Origin of the sequence: Streptomyces sp. NPDC028635 (assembly GCF_040637635.1) — a bacterium.
In the GTDB taxonomy this organism is placed as follows: Bacteria; Actinomycetota; Actinomycetes; order Streptomycetales; family Streptomycetaceae; genus Streptomyces.
On sequence record NZ_JBEZWX010000044.1, the window covers coordinates 37,075 to 56,599 of the forward strand.

Annotated in this window: 23 protein-coding genes; 18 read left to right on the top strand and 5 right to left on the bottom strand. The window is 72.3% G+C overall.

Translation table 11 applies throughout. From position 1 onward, the window contains the following. Positions 1 to 90 precede the first annotated feature (90 nt). Together AB0E88_RS31000 and AB0E88_RS31005 are read left to right on the top strand one after the other, a co-directional pair. Complete coding sequence (locus AB0E88_RS31000; protein ID WP_361637559.1) at positions 91 to 411, top strand: hypothetical protein; 321 nt, start codon at positions 91 to 93, stop codon at positions 409 to 411. 64 nt (positions 412 to 475) lie between these two features. Further along, positions 476 to 1,582, top strand: coding sequence for an amidohydrolase family protein (locus AB0E88_RS31005; protein WP_361637561.1), 1,107 nt, complete (start codon positions 476 to 478; stop codon positions 1,580 to 1,582). Positions 1,583 to 1,629: 47 nt separating this feature from the next. On the opposite strand, the gene AB0E88_RS31010 is transcribed toward AB0E88_RS31005, so the two are convergent. The 3 genes from AB0E88_RS31010 to AB0E88_RS31020 are packed head-to-tail and all read right to left on the bottom strand — an operon-like array spanning position 1,630 to position 4,376. After that, a complete protein-coding gene (locus tag AB0E88_RS31010; protein ID WP_361637563.1) occupies positions 1,630 to 2,640 on the bottom strand; it encodes a COX15/CtaA family protein in 1,011 nt (336 codons plus the stop codon). Positions 2,641 to 2,685: 45 nt separating this feature from the next. Continuing rightward, on the bottom strand, positions 2,686 to 3,456 hold the full coding sequence (locus AB0E88_RS31015) for an ABC transporter permease (protein WP_361637565.1): 771 nt from the start codon (positions 3,454 to 3,456) through the stop codon (positions 2,686 to 2,688). Further along, positions 3,453 to 4,376 (bottom strand): ABC transporter ATP-binding protein, encoded by a 924-nt coding sequence (locus AB0E88_RS31020; RefSeq protein WP_361637567.1) that lies wholly within the window; start codon positions 4,374 to 4,376, stop codon positions 3,453 to 3,455. Before AB0E88_RS31020 ends, AB0E88_RS31015 begins: the two co-directional genes overlap by 4 nt. Before the next feature lie 377 nt (positions 4,377 to 4,753). Here AB0E88_RS31020 and AB0E88_RS31025 point away from each other — a divergent pair, with 377 nt between their 5' ends. The 10 genes from AB0E88_RS31025 to AB0E88_RS31070 all read left to right on the top strand — a co-directional run bounded on the left by AB0E88_RS31025 (position 4,754) and on the right by AB0E88_RS31070 (position 12,287). Next, complete coding sequence (locus tag AB0E88_RS31025) at positions 4,754 to 5,500, top strand: ArsR family transcriptional regulator (protein WP_361637569.1); 747 nt, start codon at positions 4,754 to 4,756, stop codon at positions 5,498 to 5,500. Beyond that, positions 5,497 to 6,918 (top strand): Fe-S cluster assembly protein SufB, encoded by a 1,422-nt coding sequence (sufB, locus tag AB0E88_RS31030; protein WP_361637571.1) that lies wholly within the window; start codon positions 5,497 to 5,499, stop codon positions 6,916 to 6,918. The genes AB0E88_RS31025 and sufB overlap by 4 nt, the downstream gene beginning before the upstream one ends. A 63-nt stretch (positions 6,919 to 6,981) precedes the next feature. Continuing rightward, the gene (sufD, locus tag AB0E88_RS31035; protein WP_361637573.1) at positions 6,982 to 8,166 is read left to right on the top strand and encodes a Fe-S cluster assembly protein SufD; all 1,185 of its coding nucleotides are present in this window, start codon (positions 6,982 to 6,984) and stop codon (positions 8,164 to 8,166) included. After that, complete coding sequence (locus AB0E88_RS31040) at positions 8,163 to 8,480, top strand: non-heme iron oxygenase ferredoxin subunit (RefSeq protein ID WP_361637575.1); 318 nt, start codon at positions 8,163 to 8,165, stop codon at positions 8,478 to 8,480. The genes sufD and AB0E88_RS31040 overlap by 4 nt, the downstream gene beginning before the upstream one ends. A gap of 7 nt (positions 8,481 to 8,487) precedes the next feature. Beyond that, positions 8,488 to 9,252, top strand: coding sequence for a Fe-S cluster assembly ATPase SufC (gene sufC, locus AB0E88_RS31045; protein WP_361637577.1), 765 nt, complete (start codon positions 8,488 to 8,490; stop codon positions 9,250 to 9,252). Continuing rightward, positions 9,249 to 10,505, top strand: a complete 1,257-nt coding sequence (locus tag AB0E88_RS31050; RefSeq protein WP_361637579.1) for a cysteine desulfurase — start codon at positions 9,249 to 9,251, stop codon at positions 10,503 to 10,505. The genes sufC and AB0E88_RS31050 overlap by 4 nt, the downstream gene beginning before the upstream one ends. A 19-nt stretch (positions 10,506 to 10,524) precedes the next feature. After that, positions 10,525 to 10,992, top strand: coding sequence for a Fe-S cluster assembly sulfur transfer protein SufU (sufU, locus tag AB0E88_RS31055; protein WP_361637581.1), 468 nt, complete (start codon positions 10,525 to 10,527; stop codon positions 10,990 to 10,992). Then, entirely contained in the window at positions 10,989 to 11,321 is a 333-nt protein-coding gene (locus AB0E88_RS31060) for a metal-sulfur cluster assembly factor (RefSeq protein ID WP_361637583.1), read from the top strand. Before sufU ends, AB0E88_RS31060 begins: the two co-directional genes overlap by 4 nt. A 109-nt stretch (positions 11,322 to 11,430) precedes the next feature. Continuing rightward, positions 11,431 to 11,751, top strand: a complete 321-nt coding sequence (locus tag AB0E88_RS31065; protein WP_361637584.1) for a multidrug efflux SMR transporter — start codon at positions 11,431 to 11,433, stop codon at positions 11,749 to 11,751. Next, a complete protein-coding gene (locus AB0E88_RS31070; RefSeq protein ID WP_361637586.1) occupies positions 11,751 to 12,287 on the top strand; it encodes a TetR family transcriptional regulator in 537 nt (178 codons plus the stop codon). The genes AB0E88_RS31065 and AB0E88_RS31070 overlap by 1 nt, the downstream gene beginning before the upstream one ends. 159 nt (positions 12,288 to 12,446) lie before the next feature. Here the strand turns inward: AB0E88_RS31070 and AB0E88_RS31075 are convergent, their stop codons facing one another. Next, on the bottom strand, positions 12,447 to 13,337 hold the full coding sequence (locus tag AB0E88_RS31075; protein ID WP_361637588.1) for a winged helix-turn-helix transcriptional regulator: 891 nt from the start codon (positions 13,335 to 13,337) through the stop codon (positions 12,447 to 12,449). 96 nt (positions 13,338 to 13,433) lie between these two features. Here AB0E88_RS31075 and AB0E88_RS31080 point away from each other — a divergent pair, with 96 nt between their 5' ends. Both AB0E88_RS31080 and dapD read left to right on the top strand, forming a co-directional pair. After that, on the top strand, positions 13,434 to 14,759 hold the full coding sequence (locus tag AB0E88_RS31080) for an MFS transporter (protein ID WP_361637590.1): 1,326 nt from the start codon (positions 13,434 to 13,436) through the stop codon (positions 14,757 to 14,759). Positions 14,760 to 15,031: 272 nt separating this feature from the next. Then, the gene (gene dapD / locus AB0E88_RS31085; protein WP_361637591.1) at positions 15,032 to 16,021 is read left to right on the top strand and encodes a 2,3,4,5-tetrahydropyridine-2,6-dicarboxylate N-succinyltransferase; all 990 of its coding nucleotides are present in this window, start codon (positions 15,032 to 15,034) and stop codon (positions 16,019 to 16,021) included. A gap of 123 nt (positions 16,022 to 16,144) precedes the next feature. Here the strand turns inward: dapD and dapA are convergent, their stop codons facing one another. Continuing rightward, positions 16,145 to 17,077, bottom strand: a complete 933-nt coding sequence (gene dapA, locus AB0E88_RS31090; RefSeq protein ID WP_361637593.1) for a 4-hydroxy-tetrahydrodipicolinate synthase — start codon at positions 17,075 to 17,077, stop codon at positions 16,145 to 16,147. Positions 17,078 to 17,313: 236 nt separating this feature from the next. On the opposite strand from dapA, the gene AB0E88_RS31095 reads away from it, so the two are divergent. The 4 genes from AB0E88_RS31095 (at position 17,314) to AB0E88_RS31110 (ending at position 19,347) form a co-directional block, all read left to right on the top strand. Further along, on the top strand, positions 17,314 to 17,448 hold the full coding sequence (locus AB0E88_RS31095) for a hypothetical protein (RefSeq protein WP_361637595.1): 135 nt from the start codon (positions 17,314 to 17,316) through the stop codon (positions 17,446 to 17,448). Then, complete coding sequence (locus tag AB0E88_RS31100; protein ID WP_361637597.1) at positions 17,445 to 18,128, top strand: hypothetical protein; 684 nt, start codon at positions 17,445 to 17,447, stop codon at positions 18,126 to 18,128. Before AB0E88_RS31095 ends, AB0E88_RS31100 begins: the two co-directional genes overlap by 4 nt. 230 nt (positions 18,129 to 18,358) lie before the next feature. Beyond that, complete coding sequence (locus tag AB0E88_RS31105) at positions 18,359 to 18,757, top strand: phage holin family protein (RefSeq protein ID WP_361637600.1); 399 nt, start codon at positions 18,359 to 18,361, stop codon at positions 18,755 to 18,757. Beyond that, entirely contained in the window at positions 18,754 to 19,347 is a 594-nt protein-coding gene (locus AB0E88_RS31110; protein WP_361637598.1) for a DUF3618 domain-containing protein, read from the top strand. Before AB0E88_RS31105 ends, AB0E88_RS31110 begins: the two co-directional genes overlap by 4 nt. Positions 19,348 to 19,525: the final 178 nt, after the last annotated feature.

Genomic DNA, 19,525 nt, shown 5'->3' on the forward strand with positions numbered 1-19,525 from the left:
TCATATCTGGACATCCCGGGCGGGGTGCGTGGCATACACCACGCACCCCGCCCGTCGCCGTCGCGGCTACCCCTGAGTAGCATCCTGACCATGGCAGACACGCAGCAGGTTGACGCGAAGGCCGAGCGCACGGCGGACAAGCTGGCCCGGCGGATCAGCGCCTTCTCCAAGGCGCACGGCGGCGCCGAGGGCCAGGTGGCCTACATCGGCGAGCGCGGCGCGCGCATCGTCCTCGTCGGCGAGGACGGCGGCTGGGGCGACCTGGTGGCGCCCTCCTACGCCATCGCCGAGAAGGCCGTCGAGAAGTCCGGCATCACCGCCCACGAGTCCTTCGACGGCGAGTTCGCCGCCAAGGTCGAGACGGGCCCGTACGAGTGGAAGCGGATGGCCGGCATTCAGATCGGCGGCTGAGCATCACCTCGCCCCCGGTTCACCCGTTAGGACGGGTAAGACCCGCGTCCTACGGGGAGCCGGAATGATCGAAACGCCGTCCCTCGTGGACCAGTACTGCCACGGCGTACTGAGAACGGAGCTGGGCCTCGGCACCTTCGAGGCCCAGCTGGCCCGCACCGAGGGACCACCCGCCCCCGGCACCACCCTGTTCGACACCCAGACCGGCTTCGCGGTACGCCGCTGGTGCCCGCCCCTGCTCGGCCTGGAACCGCACTGCCCGCCGGCCCGTTATCTCGCCCGCCGCCGCGAGCTGGGCGTCCTGGAGGCCGGCCGCCGGCTGCTGCGCGGCAGCGGCATCACCACGTACCTCGTCGACACGGGACTGCCCGGCGACCTCACCGGCCCCGGCGAGATGGCTGTGGCCGGAGACGCCGACGCCCACGAGATCGTGCGTCTGGAGCTGCTCGCGGAGCAGGTCGCCGACACCTCCGGGACCGTGGAGTCCTTCCTCGCCAACCTCGCCGAGTCGGTGCACGGCGCCGCGGCGCACGCCGTCGCCTTCACCTCCGTGGCGGGGGTACGGCACGGTCTCGCGCTCGCGCCGGAGCCGCCCGGCCCGGGGCAGGTGCGCGGCGCCGCCGGACGCTGGCTGGCGGGGCGCCGGGTCGGGGGCGAGCTGAGCGACCCGGTGCTGTTACGCCACCTGCTGTGGATCGCGGTGGCCTCCGGGCTGCCGCTCCAGCTGCACGCGGGGCTCGGGGAGCCGGGGCAGCGCACCGACCGCACCGATCCGGTGCTGCTGACGGACTTCGTCCGGGCGACCGCGGGCCTCGGCACCGACCTGGTCCTGCTGCACGGCTACCCCTACCACCGGCACGCCGCCCACCTCGCCGGTGTCTTCCCGCACGTCTACGCCGACGCGGGCGCCGCGCTGGTGCGCACCGGTGCGCGCGCGGCGAGTGTGCTCGCCGAGGTGCTGGAACTGGCCCCGTTCGGCAAGATCCTCTTCTCCAGCGGAGCCCGGGGGCTGCCGGAGCTGCACGTGGTCGCGGCGCGCCTGTTCCGTGACGCCCTCGCCCGCGTCCTGGGCGGCTGGGTCACCGAGGGGGCCTGGTCCCTTGAGGACGCGCAACGGGTGGCGGCCATGCTGGCCTCGGGGAACGCACGGCGGGTGTACGGGCTGGAGTGACCCGCCCCGGCCAGGAACCGGGGTGAGGCCGGGGTGAGCCGGAGTCCTCAGGCCTTGGCGAGCTTCGCCTCGGCCGAGGGCCCGGGCAGGTCCGCCGTCGCGGCCTCCGGGCGCTCCCGCAGGGCCAGCAGGACCCGCAGCACCCCGATCCACACCAGCGCCGAGCCGAGCATGTGCAGGCCGACCAGCAGCTCCGGGAGCTTGGTGAAGTACTGGACGTAGCCGATCACACCCTGGCTCAGCAGGATCAGGAACAGATCCCGCGTCCGCGCCGGCGGGCCCTTGGGCGCGTCGACCGCCTTGAGCACGAACCACAGCGCGAAGGTCAGCGTGACCACGATCCACGCCAGGACGGCGTGCAGCTTGGCGACGGCCTCCCAGTCCACGGGGATGCGGTCCACCTCGCTGGAGTCGCCCGCGTGCGGACCGGCGCCGGTCACGACGGTGCCGACCGCGATCAGCAGCACCGATGCGACGACGAGGAACCACACCAGCTGCTGGACGGACTTGCCGACCAGCGGCCGGGGCGCCGCGTCGCCCTCACGGGTGCGCTGCCACATCACCGTCGCCACCGCGATCAGCGCGGTGGAGAGCAGGAAGTGCGCCGCGACCGTGTACGGGTTGAGGCCGACGAGCACGACGATGCCACCGAGCACGGCGTTGCCCATGACGATCCAGAACTGGGCCCAGCCCAGCCGGATCAGGCTGCGCCGCCACGGCTTCTGGGCCCGGGCGGCGACGATCGCCCAGCCGACGGCGGCGCACAGCACGTAGGTCAGCATGCGGTTGCCGAACTCGATGGCGCCGTGGAAGCCCATCGCGCCGGTCGCGGTGAGCGAGTCGTCGGTGCACTTGGGCCAGGTCGGGCAGCCGAGTCCGGAGCTGGTCAGCCGGACGGCACCGCCGGTGACCACGATGATCACGGCCATCACGAGAGCGGACAGGGCCGCCCGCTGGACCGTCCTCGAGGTCGGCGTCCAGCGTGCGGCGATGAAGGCGAGCGGGTTGCGCACGGCCGCGGTGGCGTCGGCGCGGGTCAGCTTGGGCACGGGCTCCATGGTAGGCGCCTGCTTGTGCACGCTTTCACGAGGGTCCATCGCGGCCTACTCCCAGCGGAAGAACTTCCCGGCGGCCGCGAGCCCCACGACCGCCCACACGGCGAGGATCCCGAGGTCGCCCCAGGGCATGCCGGCCCCGTGCTGGAGCACGTCCCGCAGGCCGTCCGACAGGGCGGAGACGGGCAGCAGCCCGAGCACGTCCTGGACGCCGGAGGGGAACTTGTCCAGCGGCACGATCACGCCGCCGCCGACGAGCAGCAGCAGGAAGACGAGGTTGGCGGCAGCCAGCGTGGCCTCGGCCTTGAGGGTGCCGGCCATCAGCAGGCCGAGCCCGGAGAAGGCGGCCGTGCCGACGATCAGCAGGAGCAGCACGGCGAACGGGCTGCCGTGCGGCGACCAGCCCAGCGCGAACGCGATCGCCGTCAGCAGGATCACCTGGAGTACCTCGGTGACCAGCACGGACGCCGTCTTCGCGGTCATCAGCGCCCAGCGGGGCAGCGGCGAGGACGCCAGCCGCTTCAGGACGCCGTAGCGACGCTCGAAGCCCGTCGCGATGGCCTGCCCGGTGAACGCCGTCGACATCACGGCGAGGGCCAGGATGCCGGGGGCGAGGAAGTCGACGGCCTTGCCGGCGCCGGTGTCGACGATGTCGACGGAGCTGAAGAGCGCCAGCAGCAGGGTGGGGATGATCACGGTGAGCAGCAGCTGTTCGCCGTTGCGCAGCAGCATGCGGGTCTCGAGCGCCGCCTGGGCCGCGATCATGCGGGGCAGCGGCGCCGCCCCGGGCCTCGGGGCGTAGGTGCCGGTGGCGGTCATGAGCGCAACTCCTTGCCCGTGAGCTCGAGGAAGACGTCTTCGAGGGTGTGCCGCTCGACGGAGATCTTGTCCGGCATCACACCGTGCTGGGCGCACCAGGAGGTGACGGTGGCCAGCAGCTGCGGGTCGACCTTGCCGTTCACCCGGTACGAGCCGGGGGTCAGCTCGGCGGCCGAGCAGTCGGCCGGGAGGGCCTTGAGCAGGGAGGCGACGTCGAGGCCGGGGCGGCCGGAGAAGCGCAGGGTGTTCTCGGCGCCGCCGCGGCACAGCTCCTCCGGGGAGCCCTGCGCGATCACCTTGCCGGCGTCGATGATCGCGACGTCGTCGGCGAGCTGCTCGGCCTCGTCCATGTGGTGGGTGGTGAGGATCACGGAGACGCCGTCGGCGCGCAGGTCCCGCACGAGGTCCCAGGTGGCCCGGCGGGCCTGCGGGTCGAGACCGGCGGTCGGCTCGTCCAGGAAGACCAGTTCGGGACGGCCGACGACGGCCATGGCGAGCGCGAGCCGCTGCTGCTGGCCGCCGGACAGCCGCCGGTAGCTCGTCCGGCCGCAGGAGCCGAGCCCGAGCCGTTCGATGAGCGCGTCCACGTCCAGCGGGTGGGCGTGCAGCGTGGCCATGTGCCGCAGCATCTCGTCGGCGCGCGCGCCGGAGTAGACGCCGCCGGACTGGAGCATCACGCCGATCCGGGGCCGCAGGGCGGCGGAGTCCGCGACCGGGTCGAGGCCCAGGACGCGTACCGTGCCGGCGTCCGGCTTCCGGTACCCCTCGCAGGTCTCGACCGTGGTCGTCTTCCCGGCGCCGTTGGGACCGAGGACGGCGGTCACGCCCGCCCTGGCCACCAGGTCGAGGCCGTCCACCGCGGTCTTCGTGCCGTACCGCTTCACCAGGGCCTGCACCTGGACGACGGGCTCATCTCGCATGGAACCCGAGTCTAGGGATCCGGGAACACCGCCGGACGGGCGGGTGCCGAACTGCCGGTCCCGTTCGCCGGCCGTGGTCCGGGCCGCCGGAGCGGCGCCCGCCGTTCACCCGGCCGGGTCAGCCGGGCGGGGTCGTGCCGAGGGGCTTGCCCGTGTGGCCGGTGTGTCCGCAGGGGCCGCTGTGGCCGGTGGGGCGTTCGGGGGCGGCGTCGGCCTGGAGCCATGCTCTCGCCCCCGACCTGCGCCGACGCCCCGCGTTTGATCGATCAAAGATCGTTTCCGCAGGTCACATTAGGTATGCCTAAGTGACGCAGGGCACCATCCGCCCGTTCGGACGCCGCTTGTCACGCTCCGCGGAATTACGCAACAATGGCGTTGTGAAAAACGTCGGCGAGGCTCGGGAGACCCCCACGGGGAGCCCCCAGGAGGAGTTCGCGACCGGGGAGCGCTCGACGCGCAACCGGGTCGCGCGGTCGATCCTGGACCACGGCCCGTCGACCGTCGCCGAGCTGGCCACCCGGCTGGGCCTGACCCAGGCCGCCGTACGACGCCACCTGGACGCGCTCGTCGCGGACGACGTCGTGGAGGCACGCGAGCAGCGCGTGTACGGCACGCGCACGCGCGGGCGCCCCGCGAAGGTCTTCGCGCTCACCGACTGCGGCCGGGACGCCTTCGACCAGTCCTACGACAAGCTCGCCGCCGACGCCCTGCGCTGGATCGCGCAGCAGGAGGGCGGCCGGGACGCCGTCGCCGCCTTCGCCCGGGCCAGGATCGCCGCGCAGGCCGACGCCTACCGCGCGGCCGTCGAGGCGGCGCCCCCGGAGAAGCGGACCGAAGCGCTGGCCAAGGCCCTGAGCGGCGACGGGTACGCTGCTACCGCGCGGAGCGCGCCCGTCGGCGAGCAGCTGTGTCAGCACCACTGCCCGGTCGCCCACGTCGCCGAGCAGTTCCCGCAGCTGTGCGAGGCCGAGACGGAATTTTTCGCCGAGCTCCTCGGTACGCATGTGCAGCGGCTCGCGACGATCGCCCACGGCGACGGCGTCTGCACGACGTTCATCCCCAGGAACGACCCCACGATTTCCCCTAACGCATCTGCAAGCACGGCCGGGAGGAACCCCGCATGACTCTCCCCACGGAGACTGCCCACCCTGAGCTCGAGGGCCTGGGCAAGTACGAATACGGCTGGGCCGACCGCGACGAGGCCGGTGCGTCGGCGAAGCGTGGTCTGAACGAGGACGTCGTCCGTGACATCTCGGCCAAGAAGAACGAGCCGGAGTGGATGACGAAGCTTCGCCTCAAGGGCCTGCGGCTCTTCGAGAAGAAGCCCATGCCGAACTGGGGCTCGGACCTGTCGGGGATCGACTTCGACAACATCAAGTACTTCGTGCGCTCCACGGAGAAGCAGGCGGAGTCCTGGGAGGACCTGCCCGAGGACATCAAGAACACCTACGACAAGCTGGGCATCCCGGAGGCCGAGAAGAAGCGCCTCGTCGCCGGTGTCGCCGCCCAGTACGAGTCGGAGGTCGTCTACCACCAGATCCGCGAGGACCTGGAGGAGCAGGGCGTCATCTTCCTCGACACCGACACCGCGCTGAAGGAGCACCCGGAGCTCTTCAAGGAGTACTTCGGGACCGTCATCCCGGTCGGTGACAACAAGTTCGCCTCGCTGAACAGCGCCGTGTGGTCGGGCGGCTCCTTCATCTACGTGCCGAAGGGCGTGCACGTGGAGATCCCGCTCCAGGCCTACTTCCGGATCAACACCGAGAACATGGGCCAGTTCGAGCGGACCCTGATCATCGTCGACGAGGGCGCCTACGTGCACTACGTCGAGGGTTGTACGGCCCCGATCTACAAGTCGGACTCGCTGCACTCCGCGGTCGTCGAGATCATCGTCAAGAAGAACGCCCGCTGCCGCTACACGACCATCCAGAACTGGTCGAACAACGTCTACAACCTGGTCACCAAGCGCGCCGTGGCCTACGAGGGCGCGACCATGGAGTGGGTCGACGGCAACATCGGCTCCAAGGTGACGATGAAGTACCCGGCCGTCTACCTGATGGGCGAGCACGCCAAGGGCGAGACCCTGTCCATCGCCTTCGCCGGCGAGGGCCAGCACCAGGACGCCGGCGCCAAGATGGTCCACATGGCGCCGAACACCTCCTCCAACATCGTCTCCAAGTCGGTGGCCCGCGGTGGCGGCCGTACGTCCTACCGCGGTCTGATCGAGATCGGTGAGGGCGCCGCCGGATCGAAGTCCAACGTGCTGTGCGACGCGCTGCTCGTGGACACCATCTCCCGGTCCGACACGTACCCCTACGTCGACGTCCGCGAGGACGACGTCTCCATGGGCCACGAGGCCACCGTCTCCAAGGTCTCCGAGGACCAGCTCTTCTACCTGATGAGCCGCGGTCTCGCCGAGGACGAGGCGATGGCGATGATCGTGCGCGGCTTCGTCGAGCCGATCGCCAAGGAGCTGCCCATGGAGTACGCGCTGGAGCTCAACCGGCTGATCGAGCTGCAGATGGAGGGCGCGGTCGGCTGACACCCGGCCCGCCGCCCACCCATCAAGCCCAACACGTAACGGAAAGCGAGCACTACGACAGCCATGGCTGAGGCCCAGAACATCCCCGTGGGGTCGACGACCTCCGGCGCCATCGCGGTGGCCGGGGAGTCCACCGTCGCCACCCGCATGAGCGCCCCGCCCTCCTTCGACGTCGCGGACTTCCCGGTCCCGCACGGCCGTGAGGAGGAATGGCGGTTCACCCCGCTGGAGCGCCTGCGCGGGCTGCACGACGGCACCGCCACCGCCACCGGCGACGGTGTGAAGGTCGACGTGCAGGCCCCCGAGGGCGTCGTCGTCGAGACCGTCGGCCGCGACGACGCGCGACTCGGCAAGGCGGGCACCCCGGTGGACCGCGTCGCCGCCCAGGCGTACTCGTCCTTCGAGAAGGCCTCGGTCGTGACCGTGCCGAAGGAGACCGTCCTCACCGAGCCGATCCGCATCGCGGTGCACGGCGAGGGCGGCACCGCCTTCGGTCACCAGGTCATCGAGCTGGGCGCGTTCGCCGAGGCCGTCGTGGTCATCGACCACACCGGTGACGCGGTGCTCGCCGCCAACGTCGACTACCTCCTCGGGGACGGCGCCAAGCTGACCGTCGTCTCCGTGCAGGACTGGGACGACAAGGCCGTGCACATGGCCCAGCACAACGCCCTGGTCGGCCGCGACGCCTCCTTCAAGTCGGTCGTGGTCACCTTCGGCGGCGACGTCGTCCGTCTGCACCCGCGCGTCACCTACGCCGGCCCCGGCGGCGAGGCCGAGCTGTTCGGCCTGTACTTCACCGACGCCGGCCAGCACCAGGAGCACCGCCTCCTCGTCGACCACAACGTGCCGCACTGCAAGTCCAACGCCGTCTACAAGGGCGCGCTCCAGGGCGACGACGCGCACGCCGTGTGGATCGGTGACGTGCTCATCGAGGCCAAGGCCGAGGGCACGGACACGTACGAGATGAACCGCAACCTGGTCCTCACCGACGGCGCCCGGGTCGACTCCGTGCCGAACCTGGAGATCGAGACCGGCGAGATCGTCGGCGCCGGCCACGCCTCCGCCACCGGCCGCTTCGACGACGAGCAGCTCTTCTACCTGATGGCGCGCGGCATCCCGGAGCACGAGGCCCGCCGCCTGGTCGTGCGCGGCTTCTTCGCCGAGCTGGTCCAGCAGATCGGCGTCGCGGACATCGAGGAGCGCCTGATCGCGAAGATCGAGCAGGAGCTGGAGGCCGCGGTCGCATGACCTTCGTACGCGCTTGCGGCGTCAGCGAGCTGGAGGAGGACACCCCGAAACGGGTGGAACTCGACGGCACGCCCCTGTCCATCGTGCGGACCGAGGGCGACGTCTACGCGATCCACGACATCTGCTCGCACGCGAACGTCTCCCTCTCCGAGGGCGAGGTCGACGACTGCCACATCGAGTGCTGGCTGCACGGCTCGCGCTTCGACCTGCGCTCCGGCAAGCCCGACAGTCTTCCGGCGACGCGTCCCGTCCCCGTATACCCCGTAAAGATCGAAGGGGACGACGTGCTCGTCTCCCTCTCCCAGGAGTCCTGAGGCACCCATGGCAACGCTTGAAATCCGAGACCTGCACGTCACCGTCGAGGTCGAGAACGGCACGAAGGAAATCCTCAAGGGTGTCGACCTCACCGTGAAGCAGGGCGAGACGCACGCCATCATGGGCCCCAACGGCTCGGGCAAGTCGACCCTCGCCTACTCGCTCGCGGGTCACCCGAAGTACACGATCACCGGCGGCACCGTCACCCTCGACGGCGAGGACGTCCTGGAGATGTCCGTCGACGAGCGCGCCCGTGCCGGCCTCTTCCTGGCGATGCAGTACCCGGTCGAGGTCCCCGGCGTCTCGGTCTCCAACTTCCTGCGCACCTCCGCCACCGCGATGCGCGGCGAGGCCCCGAAGCTGCGCACCTGGGTGAAGGAGGTCAAGGAGGCCATGGAGCGCCTCAACATGGACCCCTCCTTCGCCGAGCGCAACGTCAACGAGGGCTTCTCCGGCGGTGAGAAGAAGCGCCACGAGATCCTCCAGCTCGAGCTGCTCAAGCCGAAGGTCGCGATCCTCGACGAGACCGACTCCGGCCTGGACGTCGACGCGCTGCGGATCGTGTCCGAGGGCGTCAACCGCGTCCGCGAGACGGGCGAGGTCGGCACCCTGCTGATCACGCACTACACGCGCATCCTGCGCTACATCAAGCCGGACCACGTCCACGTCTTCGCCGGCGGCCGCATCGTCGAGTCCGGCGGTGCCGAGCTCGCCGATCAGCTCGAGGCCGAGGGCTACGACAAGTACGTGAAGGGTGGCGCATCCGCGTGACACAGCTGCCGGGCCTCCTCGACACCGAGGCGCTCCGTAAGGACTTCCCGATCCTGGACCGGGTGATCCACGACGGCAAGAAGCTGGTGTACCTGGACAACGCGGCGACCTCGCAGACGCCGCGCCAGGTCCTCGACGTACTCGCCGAGTACTACGAGCAGCACAACGCCAACGTCCACCGAGGCGTGCACGTCCTCGCCGAGGAGGCCACGGCGCTCTACGAGGGCGCGCGTGACAAGGTCGCGCAGTTCATCAACGCGCCGAGTCGCGACGAGGTGATCTTCACCAAGAACGCCTCGGAGTCCCTCAACCTCGTGGCGAACATGCTCGGCTGGGCCGACGAGCCCTACCGGGTGGACCACGAGACCGAGATCGTCATCACGGAGATGGAGCACCACTCCAACATCGTGCCGTGGCAGCTGCTGGCGCAGCGCACGGGCGCGAAGCTGAAGTGGTTCGGCCTCACCGACGACGGCCGGCTCGACCTGTCCAACATCGACGAGGTCATCACCGAGAAGACGAAGATCGTCTCCTTCGTGCTGGTCTCCAACATCCTGGGCACGCTCAACCCGGTCGAGGCGATCGTGCGCCGCGCCCAGGAGGTCGGCGCCCTCGTGTGCGTCGACGCCTCCCAGGCCGCGCCGCACATGCCGCTGGACGTACAGGCGCTGCAGGCCGACTTCGTGGCCTTCACCGGCCACAAGATGTGCGGCCCGACCGGCATCGGTGTGCTGTGGGGCCGCCAGGAGCTGCTGGAGGACCTGCCCCCGTTCCTGGGCGGCGGCGAGATGATCGAGACCGTCTCGATGCACTCCTCGACGTACGCCCCGGCGCCGCACAAGTTCGAGGCGGGCACGCCCCCGATCGCCCAGGCGGTCGGTCTCGGCGCGGCCATCGACTACCTCGACTCGATCGGCATGGACAAGATCCTCGCCCACGAGCACGCGCTCACGGAGTACGCCGTCAAGCGGCTGGCCGAGGTCCCGGACCTGCGGATCATCGGCCCGACCACGGCCGAGGACCGCGGTGCGGCGATCTCCTTCACGCTCGGCGACATCCACCCGCACGACGTGGGTCAGGTCCTGGACGAGCAGGGCATCGCGGTGCGCGTGGGCCACCACTGCGCGCGGCCCGTCTGCCTGCGCTACGGAATTCCTGCGACCACGCGAGCGTCGTTCTATCTGTACTCCACGCCGGCCGAGATCGACGCTCTGGTCGACGGTCTGGAGCACGTACGGAACTTCTTCGGCTGAGGGGCGTGAATTCAAGACCGTGAAGCTGGACTCGATGTACCAGGAAGTCATCCTGGACCACTACAAGAACCCGCACGGGCGGGGCTTGCGGGACGGCGACGCCGAGGTCCACCACGTGAACCCGACGTGCGGCGACGAGATCACGCTCCGCGTGAAGTACGACGGCACCAAGGTCACGGACGTCTCGTACGAGGGCCAGGGCTGCTCCATCAGCCAGGCCAGCGCCTCCGTCCTGAACGAGCTGCTGGTCGGCAAGGAGCTGTCCGAGGCGCAGCAGATCCAGGAGACCTTCCTGGAGCTGATGCAGTCCAAGGGCAAGCTCGAGCCCGACGACGCGATGGAGGACCTCCTGGAGGACGCGGTCGCGTTCGCCGGGGTGTCCAAGTACCCGGCCCGGGTCAAGTGCGCCCTCCTCAGCTGGATGGCGTGGAAGGACGCGACGGCCCAGGCACTGGGTGGCGCCGACGCCGAAAGGAAGACGGCATGAGCGAGACCGCTGAGATGAAGCCGGCCACGGAGGAAGAACTCCGCGAGGCGCTGTACGACGTCGTCGACCCCGAGCTGGGCATCGACGTCGTCAACCTGGGCCTGATCTACGGCATCCACATCGACGACGCGAACATCGCGACGATCGACATGACGCTGACGTCGGCGGCCTGCCCGCTGACCGACGTCATCGAGGACCAGGCGAAGTCCGCCACGGACGGCCTGGTCAACGAGTTGCGCATCAACTGGGTCTGGATGCCGCCGTGGGGCCCGGACAAGATCACCGACGACGGCCGCGAGCAGCTGCGGGCGCTCGGCTTCAACGTCTGACGGGTCACCGGTCACCGGTCACCGGCCACGAAAGGGCGACACCTCACGGTGTCGCCCTTTTCCGTGTCCGCACTCGCCCCACGCGGCCGGGTTGTGTACGGTCGTACACATGGGATACCTCACGCTCGTGGCCGCCATCGCCGCCGAGGTGGCCGCGACCACGGCCCTGAAATACAGCGAGGGCTTCAGCCGGCTGTGGCCCTCCGTGCTGACCGCGGTGGGATACGCCCTGTCCTTCGTCCTGCTCGCCCAGACCCTGAAGACGGTGTCCGTCGGCACCGCTTACGCCATCTGGTCGGGGCTGGGCACCGCGAGCATCGCCGCGATCGGGCTCATCTTCTTCGGGGAGGGGCTGGGCGTGGCCAAGATCGCCGGGATCGTGCTGATCATCGCGGGCGTGGCCGTGGTCAATCTCGGCGGCGCCCACTGATGGCCCGCCGGTACGACCCCGAACGCCGGCAGCGGATCATCGACGCGGCTCTGCGGGTCGTCGGCGAGAAGGGGCTGGCCGGCCTGAGCCACCGCAGCGTGGCGGCCGAGGCGGATGTCCCGCTCGGCTCCACGACGTACCACTTCGCGAGCCTGGACGAGCTGATGGTGGCCGCGCTGCGGCAGTCCACCGAGGGCTTCGGCGACCTGCTCGCGGCGCGCGGCGGCGTGACGGACTCCCGCACCGACCTGGCCGCCGAACTCGCCGCACTGCTCGGCGAATGGCTGGCCGGTGAACGCTCCGGGGTCGAGCTGGAGTACGAGCTCTATCTCGCCGCGCTGCGCCGGCCCGCACTGCGTCCGGTCGCCGCCGAGTGGGTGGAGAGCCTCGTGAAGCTGCTCGCCCGCCGCACCGACGAGGTCACGGCGCGGGCCCTGGTGGCGCTGATGGACGGCATCTGCCTGCAGGTGCTGCTGACGGACGCGGTGTACGACGAGCGCTACGCCCGTGAGGTGCTGGCGCGGGTCATCCGCTGAGGAGAGCCGGTGCGGCGCTCGGCGGGGGCGGTCACCCCCGGGGCGGTGCGGGTTTCACCGGGGGGCCCTTGGGTGACCGCTGACCTTGGGCGACCGCCCGCCGACTGCCTACGGTCTGTGGGGCCGTCGCGCCCGAGGCCCTGGCGTCGTCGCGTGGCGTCATCCCCGCGCGGTCGACGGCCCGCTGACGGCGGTCAGGGCCGCCTCCACGCTGCCCGCGATGTCGCTCACCGGGTACTGCACGTGCCGGACGACCCGCTCGCGGTCCACCACCAGCGTCAGACGCTTGAGCCGGCTCGCGCCCGCCGCGCGGAACGTCGGCAGCCGCAGCGCGGTGACCAGCTCCAGGTCGGCGTCGGACAGCAGCCGCTGGCCGAGCCCCTCCTTCTCGGCGAACGCCCGCTGCTCGTCCGGGCGCTGGGCGGACACGCCGTACACCGTGGCGCCCGCGGCGGTGAAGTCGGCGAGCCGGTCGCGATAGGTGCAGGACTCCAGGGTGCAGCCGGGCGCACCCGGGATCTCCGACCAGCCCGGCGGATAGGCGTCGGCGCGGGCGTAGGCGCCGGGGAAGCAGTACAGCACCGTGAAGGCGGTGTCCGCGGCGACCGGGTCGCGGGGTGCGCCGGTGTCGTCGAGGAGGGTCAGCCCGGGGATGCGCGTGCCGAGGAGTCCGTGCACCCGGCGGGCCTCCGCCGACGCCTCCCCGGCCGTGGCCGAGGTGGTGCCGTCGCCCAGCACCCAGGCGTCGCCCCAGTCCTGGAGGGCGACCAGCACGGGCAGCAGGGCGCGGCCGCGCGGGGTGAGCCGGTACTCGTGGCGCACCGGGCGCTGCTGATAGGGGACCCGGGCCAGGACGTCCGCCTCCACCAGCAGCCGCAGCCGCTCGGTGAGCACCTTGCGGGACATGCCCAGCTCGCGCTGGAGCTCGTCGAAGCGGTGCACGCCGCGGGCGGTGTCCCGCACGATCAGCAGGGTCCACCAGTCGCCGACCACGTCCAGCGCCTGGGCGATGGCGCAGGTGGAATCCTCCAGGCTCGTTCTGCGGGCCATGACCCTCCACCTCTTCGTCCACCGGTCGTCGTTGACCCGAGGCTGCCATGCTGACATAGTCAGTTCCCAAAAGAAACTGACTCGGGGGTGGGGCCGGTGCGAGGCCTGAGGGACGTTCCGCGCGCGGTGTGGCTGCTGGCCGCCGGGACCTTCGTGAACATGACCGTGAGCGTCACCTTCGCCTACCTCTTCCTCTATCTGACCGGCCCGCGCGGCCTCGGCCCCGGCCAGGCGGGCCTGCTCGCCGGCGCCGGGGGAGTGGGCCTGCTCGCCGGCAACTTCACGGGCGGCTGGTTCGGGGACCGGTTCGGCCACCGCCCGGCCCTCCTCGTCTCCGCCACCACGGGCGGGCTGCTGCTGGCCGCCGTCCCCGTGCTGCCGACGCCCGCGCTGTACGCCGCGCTGCCGCTCGCCCAGTACGCCGCGGGGGCGCAGCGAGCCGCCGGCTCCGCGCTGGTCGCGGTGATCGTGCCGGAGGGCGCGCGGCGGCAGGCGTTCGCGGTGATGCGGGCGGCGGGCAACGGCGGGTTCACCCTGGGTCCGCTGCTCGGCGCGCTGGTGGCGACCCGGTTGTCGTACGACTGGCTGTACCTCGCCGACGGGCTCGGCAGTGTGGGGCTGGCGCTGTGGACCGCGCGGGTGGTTCCGGCGGTGGTACGGGCGCGGCGACGGTCGGGGGACGCCACCCGGGAGCGGGACGCCACCCGGGAGGCGCCCGCCGGGGAGGGCCTGTGGGCGGCGCTTCGGGCGCGCCCGGCGGTCCTGGTGCTGCTCGGGGCGATCGTGGTCGTGGACGTCGTCTACCGGCAGCAGTACACGACGTTCCCCGTCCACCTCGCCGACCACGGCCTGGACACCGGCGTCTACGGTGCCCTGCTCGCCGTCAACGGCGGAGTGCTGCTCTGTCTGGAACTGCCCGCCGCGCTCGCCCTGCGCCGCCGCTCACCGCTGCCGGTCGTGGCGACGGGGCTGCTGCTGGTGGCGGCGGGCTACGGCACGCTGCTCACGGGCACCGGCACCGGGGCCGCGGTGGCGATGATGATCCTGCTGACGCTCGGGGAGCTGCTCTACAAGACCCCCGCCACGGCCTACGTCGCCGACCGCGCCCCGGCGCACGTCCAGGGCCGCTTCCAGTCGCTGTACGCCGGCGCGTCCATCACGGGCGTGGTCCTGGCCGCCCCGCTCGGCGGCGCGCTGTACCAGGCGGCGCCGGGGTGGCTGTGGCCGTGCTGCGCGAGTGCCGCGGCGGTGGCGGCGGTGGCGGTGGTGGCGGGGGCGCGGCTGGAACGGGGCCGCGTGCGCCGGGCCGGCGGCGGGCGGCCGGCGGAGGTCGTGGCGGCAGTGGCGGCGGCGGAGGTGGCGGCGGCCTCGCCGGTGGCCGCCGCGCGGGTGGAGGGCCGGCGGCGCGGTCCGCTGCTCTGAGGCCGACCGCCGGTGTGCTCCGGCGCGCCCGGCAGAAGGGGCCGGCCCCGGCGAAGGACCGATCGGCGTCCTGGCGAAGGACGGTCGGGGTCCCGGTGAAGGGCCGTCGGCGTCCTGGCGAAGGGGCCGGTCCCGGGCGAAGGACCGGTCGTCGCCCCAGTGAAGGGCCGTACTCCCGGCGAAGGACCGGCCGGCCCCTGTCCACCGCCCGCCACCTGAGACAACGGCCTGCTGGTTGGCCTCCGTGGCCCCTCGCCGGTTAGGTTGCCCTCATGACCGACTCGACTGCTTCTCGCACCACCGGCGCCGTCGCCGCCGGCCTTGCCACCCTCGCCTCCGACGGCACCGTTCTCGACACCTGGTTCCCCGCGCCCGAGCTGGTCGAGCAGCCCGGCCCCGCCGGCACCGAGCGGCTCAGCGCCGAGCAGGCCGCGCAGCTGCTGGGCGGCGGCGCCACCGCGGCGATCGGCCCGGACGCCCGCCGCGGCGTCGAGGTGATCGCGGTCCGCACGGTCATCGCCTCCCTGGACGAGAAGCCGATCGACGCGCACGACGTCTACCTGCGCCTGCACCTGCTCTCGCACCGCCTGGTCAAGCCGCACGGCCAGAGCCTGGACGGCATCTTCGGTCACCTCGCCAACGTCGCCTGGACCTCGCTCGGCCCGGTCGCCGTGGACGACGTCGAGAAGGTGCGCCTCAACGCCCGCGCCGAGGGCCTGCACCTCCAGGTCACCTCGATCGACAAGTTCCCGCGCATGACGGACTACGTCGCGCCGAAGGGCGTGCGCATCGCCGACGCGGACCGCGTCCGCCTGGGCGCGCACCTCGCCGAGGGCACCACGGTCATGCACGAGGGCTTCGTCAACTTCAACGCCGGCACGCTCGGCACGTCGATGGTCGAGGGCCGCATCTCCGCGGGCGTCGTCATCGGGGACGGCTCGGACATCGGCGGCGGCGCCTCCACGATGGGCACGCTGTCCGGCGGCGGCAACGTGATCATCTCCATCGGCGAGCGCTGCCTGATCGGCGCCGAGGCCGGCGTCGGTATCGCCCTGGGCGACGAGTGCGTGGTCGAGGCGGGTCTCTACGTCACCGCCGGCACCCGCGTCACCATGCCCGACGGACAGATCGTCAAGGCCCGCGACCTGAACGGCGCCTCCAACATCCTCTTCCGCCGCAACTCCGTGACCGGCGCGGTCGAGGCCCGCCCGAACAACGCGGTCTGGGGCGGCCTGAACGACATCCTGCACAGCCACAACTGAGGCAGCCCGCGTGCCCGAGCGCCCTTCCGCCGGTGGGTGGGAGGGCGCTCGGCGTTGTCAGGCGGGGTAGGTAGGGGAGGACGTTCAGTCCGTCCTCGTCGCGCCACTCACGGACGGTCGCAGTCACCATGGGGGAGAACCCTGGGGAAGGGGGCGGTCGGCGATCAGGTGGTCGTAGGCCGTCCGCAGGCCGGCCGTCGTCTCCGGGTCCGCCGCGCGCAGCGGGGGGCGGACCGGGCCCGCCGGGAGGCCGAGGGAGGCCAGCAGGGCCTTCGCGGTGACCGTGCCGGGGAGGTCCGCCGCCATCATCGCGTCGATCAGCGGTGTCAGGCGGCGCTGGAGCCGCGCCGCCAGTGCCGTGTCGCCGGTGTCGAAGGCGTCCAGGACCGCACGGACATGGCGGGGGGCCGCGTTCGCGACCGTGCTGACGCAGCCCGCCGCGCCCACCGCGTACAGGGCGAGGTTGTGCTCGTCGCAGCCGGCGTAGTACGCCAGGTCCGTCGCGGCGAGGACCTGCTGGGTGCCGAGGAAGTCGTAGGAGCAGTCCTTCACCGCGACGATCCGGGGGTGCTCGGCGAGGCGGAGCATCGTCCGGGGTGCGATGCGGGTGCCGGTGCGGGCCGGGATGTCGTACAGCATCACCGGCAGGGCGGTCGCGTCCGCCACCTCGAGGAAGTGGGCCTCGATCGCGTCCTGGGGCGGCCGGCTGTAGTACGGCGTGACCAGCAGGACCCCGTCGGCGCCTGCCTTCTCCGCCTCCAGGGCCAGGGCGATGGTGTGCCGGGTGTCCGCGGTGCCGACCCCGGCGACGACCGACGCCCGCTCGCCCACCGCCTCGCGCACCGCGCTGATCAGCTCCGCCTTCTCCGCGTCGCTCGTCGTCGGCGATTCTCCCGTCGTGCCGGAGAGCACGAGGCCCTCGCACCCCTCCGCCACCAGATGCGTGGCCAGCCGCCGCGCGCCGGCCACGTCGAGGGCGCCCTCCTCGGTGAAGGGCGTGATCATCGCGCACAGGGCGCGGCCGAAGGGCGGGGCGGAGGAGGATGCGTAGGTCATGGAAGCAGTGTCGGCACCTCGATCGTGAAGCTCCACTTAAATCTGCTACGAGGTATGGGTAAGGGATGCTTCGGCGTGGAGAGGTGGATCAGGCAGGGGCCGGCGTCTGCGCCGCAGGTCCGCGCCGCCGTGGCCGGGGCGGCCGGGGCCCGGTGACCGCCCTATGTCCAAGCCTGCCTCTCATGAGTCACCATGGCATTCAGGACGGTCATGCACCCACCGCTCATGGAGGCGTCATGAAGCTCGGCAAGGCACTGGCCACCGGCGTCGCGGAAGAAGAGCCGCGGATCCGCGACGAGGAACCCGAACCCACCCAGGAGATCACGGACGTGGAGGTCTCCGTGCCCGAAGAGGTGCCCGCGGCCCGATGAGGCTGCGGCTCCCGCAGGAGCGCCCGACCGAGCCACCGACCGGATACAAGATCGCCCACCCGGTGCTCTCCCAGGACGGCACCCGGGCCGGGTTCACCGGGGTGTCGCTCGGCGGGGCCCTCCCGTACGGCGTCCTGGCCGAGGCGTCCTGCGTCTACGGCCGCCGGCACCGGCCGCCCGCCCGGCTGTGCGACTGCGGCTTCCACAGCGTGCACGAGCGCGCCGACGCGGAGGCGCTGCTCAGCACGGCCGAGCACCGGGCCGCCGTTCTGCTCCAGGTGTCGGTCCTCGGCGCCTACATCCGCTTCGAGCGCGGCTTCCGCAGCGCCCGCCAGCGGGTGCGTACGGCGACCGTCGGTCCCTGCGCCTGCGGCGCCCCCGCGGTGGCGCTGGCCGACGCCGGCTGGGGCCGGCCCGGATGGCGCGCGCTCGCCCCGTCGTGCGCGGGCTGTGTCCGGGCGCGTACGTCGCTGTCGCTCACCGCCTTCGCCCGGCTGGCCGGGGACGGGCTGCGGGTGGTGGCCGCGGCCGGCGGAGGGATCCGCCTGGAGAGCGGCGAGGGCCTCGACGTGCCCGAACTGGTCGCGGAGGCGGCCCTGTTGCAGGCTCGGCTCGACTGGTTCCAGACCCAGCTGGCCCGGCTCGGGGACCGGGGGACCGGGAGCGCACCGCAGGGATAGCGGCCCCGGGGACAGCAGGGGCGGCAGGGACAGCGGGGACGGGATGCGCGGCGTCGCGGACGGCCCCGCCCGGGCTGCGGGGCACCGGAGGCGGGGCTGTCCCGCGCCCGGATCCGGAGGCGCCGGGCGTTGCGCGCGGCCCGTCTAGTGACGGCCGGTCAGGGTACCCGGGAGTCTCCGCGACCGAGAGGAGGCGGAACACCGTGACCGGGGCCTCGGGCACCCGGCCCGTGCACGAGGAACGCCGGGCCCCGCACGACACCGCGCACCACTCCGCCGGCGAGTTCGCCGGACAGGCGACCGGACAGCTCTCCCGCCTGCTCCGGCAGGAGATCGGCCTGGCCGAGGAGGATCCGGCCGAGAAGGGCCGGCGCGCCGGGCGCGGGGGCCCACTGCTGGGCGGCGCCGGGGCCTTCGCCTGCGCCGGGCTGCTCGCCCCCGCGGGCACGGCGGTCGCGGCGCTGTCGCCGGCACTGCCCGTGTGGGCCGCCGCGCCGACCGTGACGGTGCTGCTGTTCGCGGTCGCCGGCCGCTCCCAGCTGCGCCGTGCCGCGCCGCCCGCGCCGGAGGAGGCGCTCGGCGGCGTCAGGGCCGATGTCGAGGAGATCAGGGAAAGGGCGCATCGATGACGGACGCGAGGAACGGCTCCTCCGGCGAGTCCGCCCGGGGAGCCAAGGGCCCCGACGAGCTGCGGCACCAGGTGGAGGAGACGCGCAGCCAGCTCGGGGCGACGGTCGAGGAACTGGCCGCGAAGGCGGACGTGAAGGGGCGGGCGCGGGCCCGTGCCGCCGATCTGCGTGACAAGGCCGGCGCGATGACGGTGCAGCTGCGCAGCAGCGCCGCCCAGGCCGGGCACGCCGTTCAGGACAAGGCGTCCCACATGGGTCATGTGGTCCAGGACAAGGCGTCCCACGTCGGCCACACGGTCCAGGAGCGGGCGTCCCACATGGGCCACACGGTGCAGGAGCGGGCGTCCCACGCCGGGCATGCGGTTCAGGAGCGGGCGTCCCACGCCGGGCACACGGTCCAGGAGCGGGCGTCCCACGTGGGCCACACCGTCGAGGAGCGCCGGCACGCCGCCGAACAGCGGCTCCCGCAGCCGGTGCGTACCGTCTGGGTGACCGGCCGGCGCCATCCGGGAGTCGCCTGGGCCACGCTGGGGGCGCTGACCGCGGTCGGGGCGTGGCAGGTCTGGCGGGCGTACCGGCGCATGAAGTAGGCCGAAGACCGCCTGACGGCGGGGCGCGGCCCGGGCCCGGGGGGGGGCGGGCCCGGGGCCGGGGCGCGGGGGGGGGGGGAGACGGGGCGAGTGCAAAAACCGCAGAGAGCCGCGCGCGGGGGGGCGGGCGCAGGGACACGCCGCACCGCGCCCGCCCCGCCCCCCCCCCCCCGCCCCA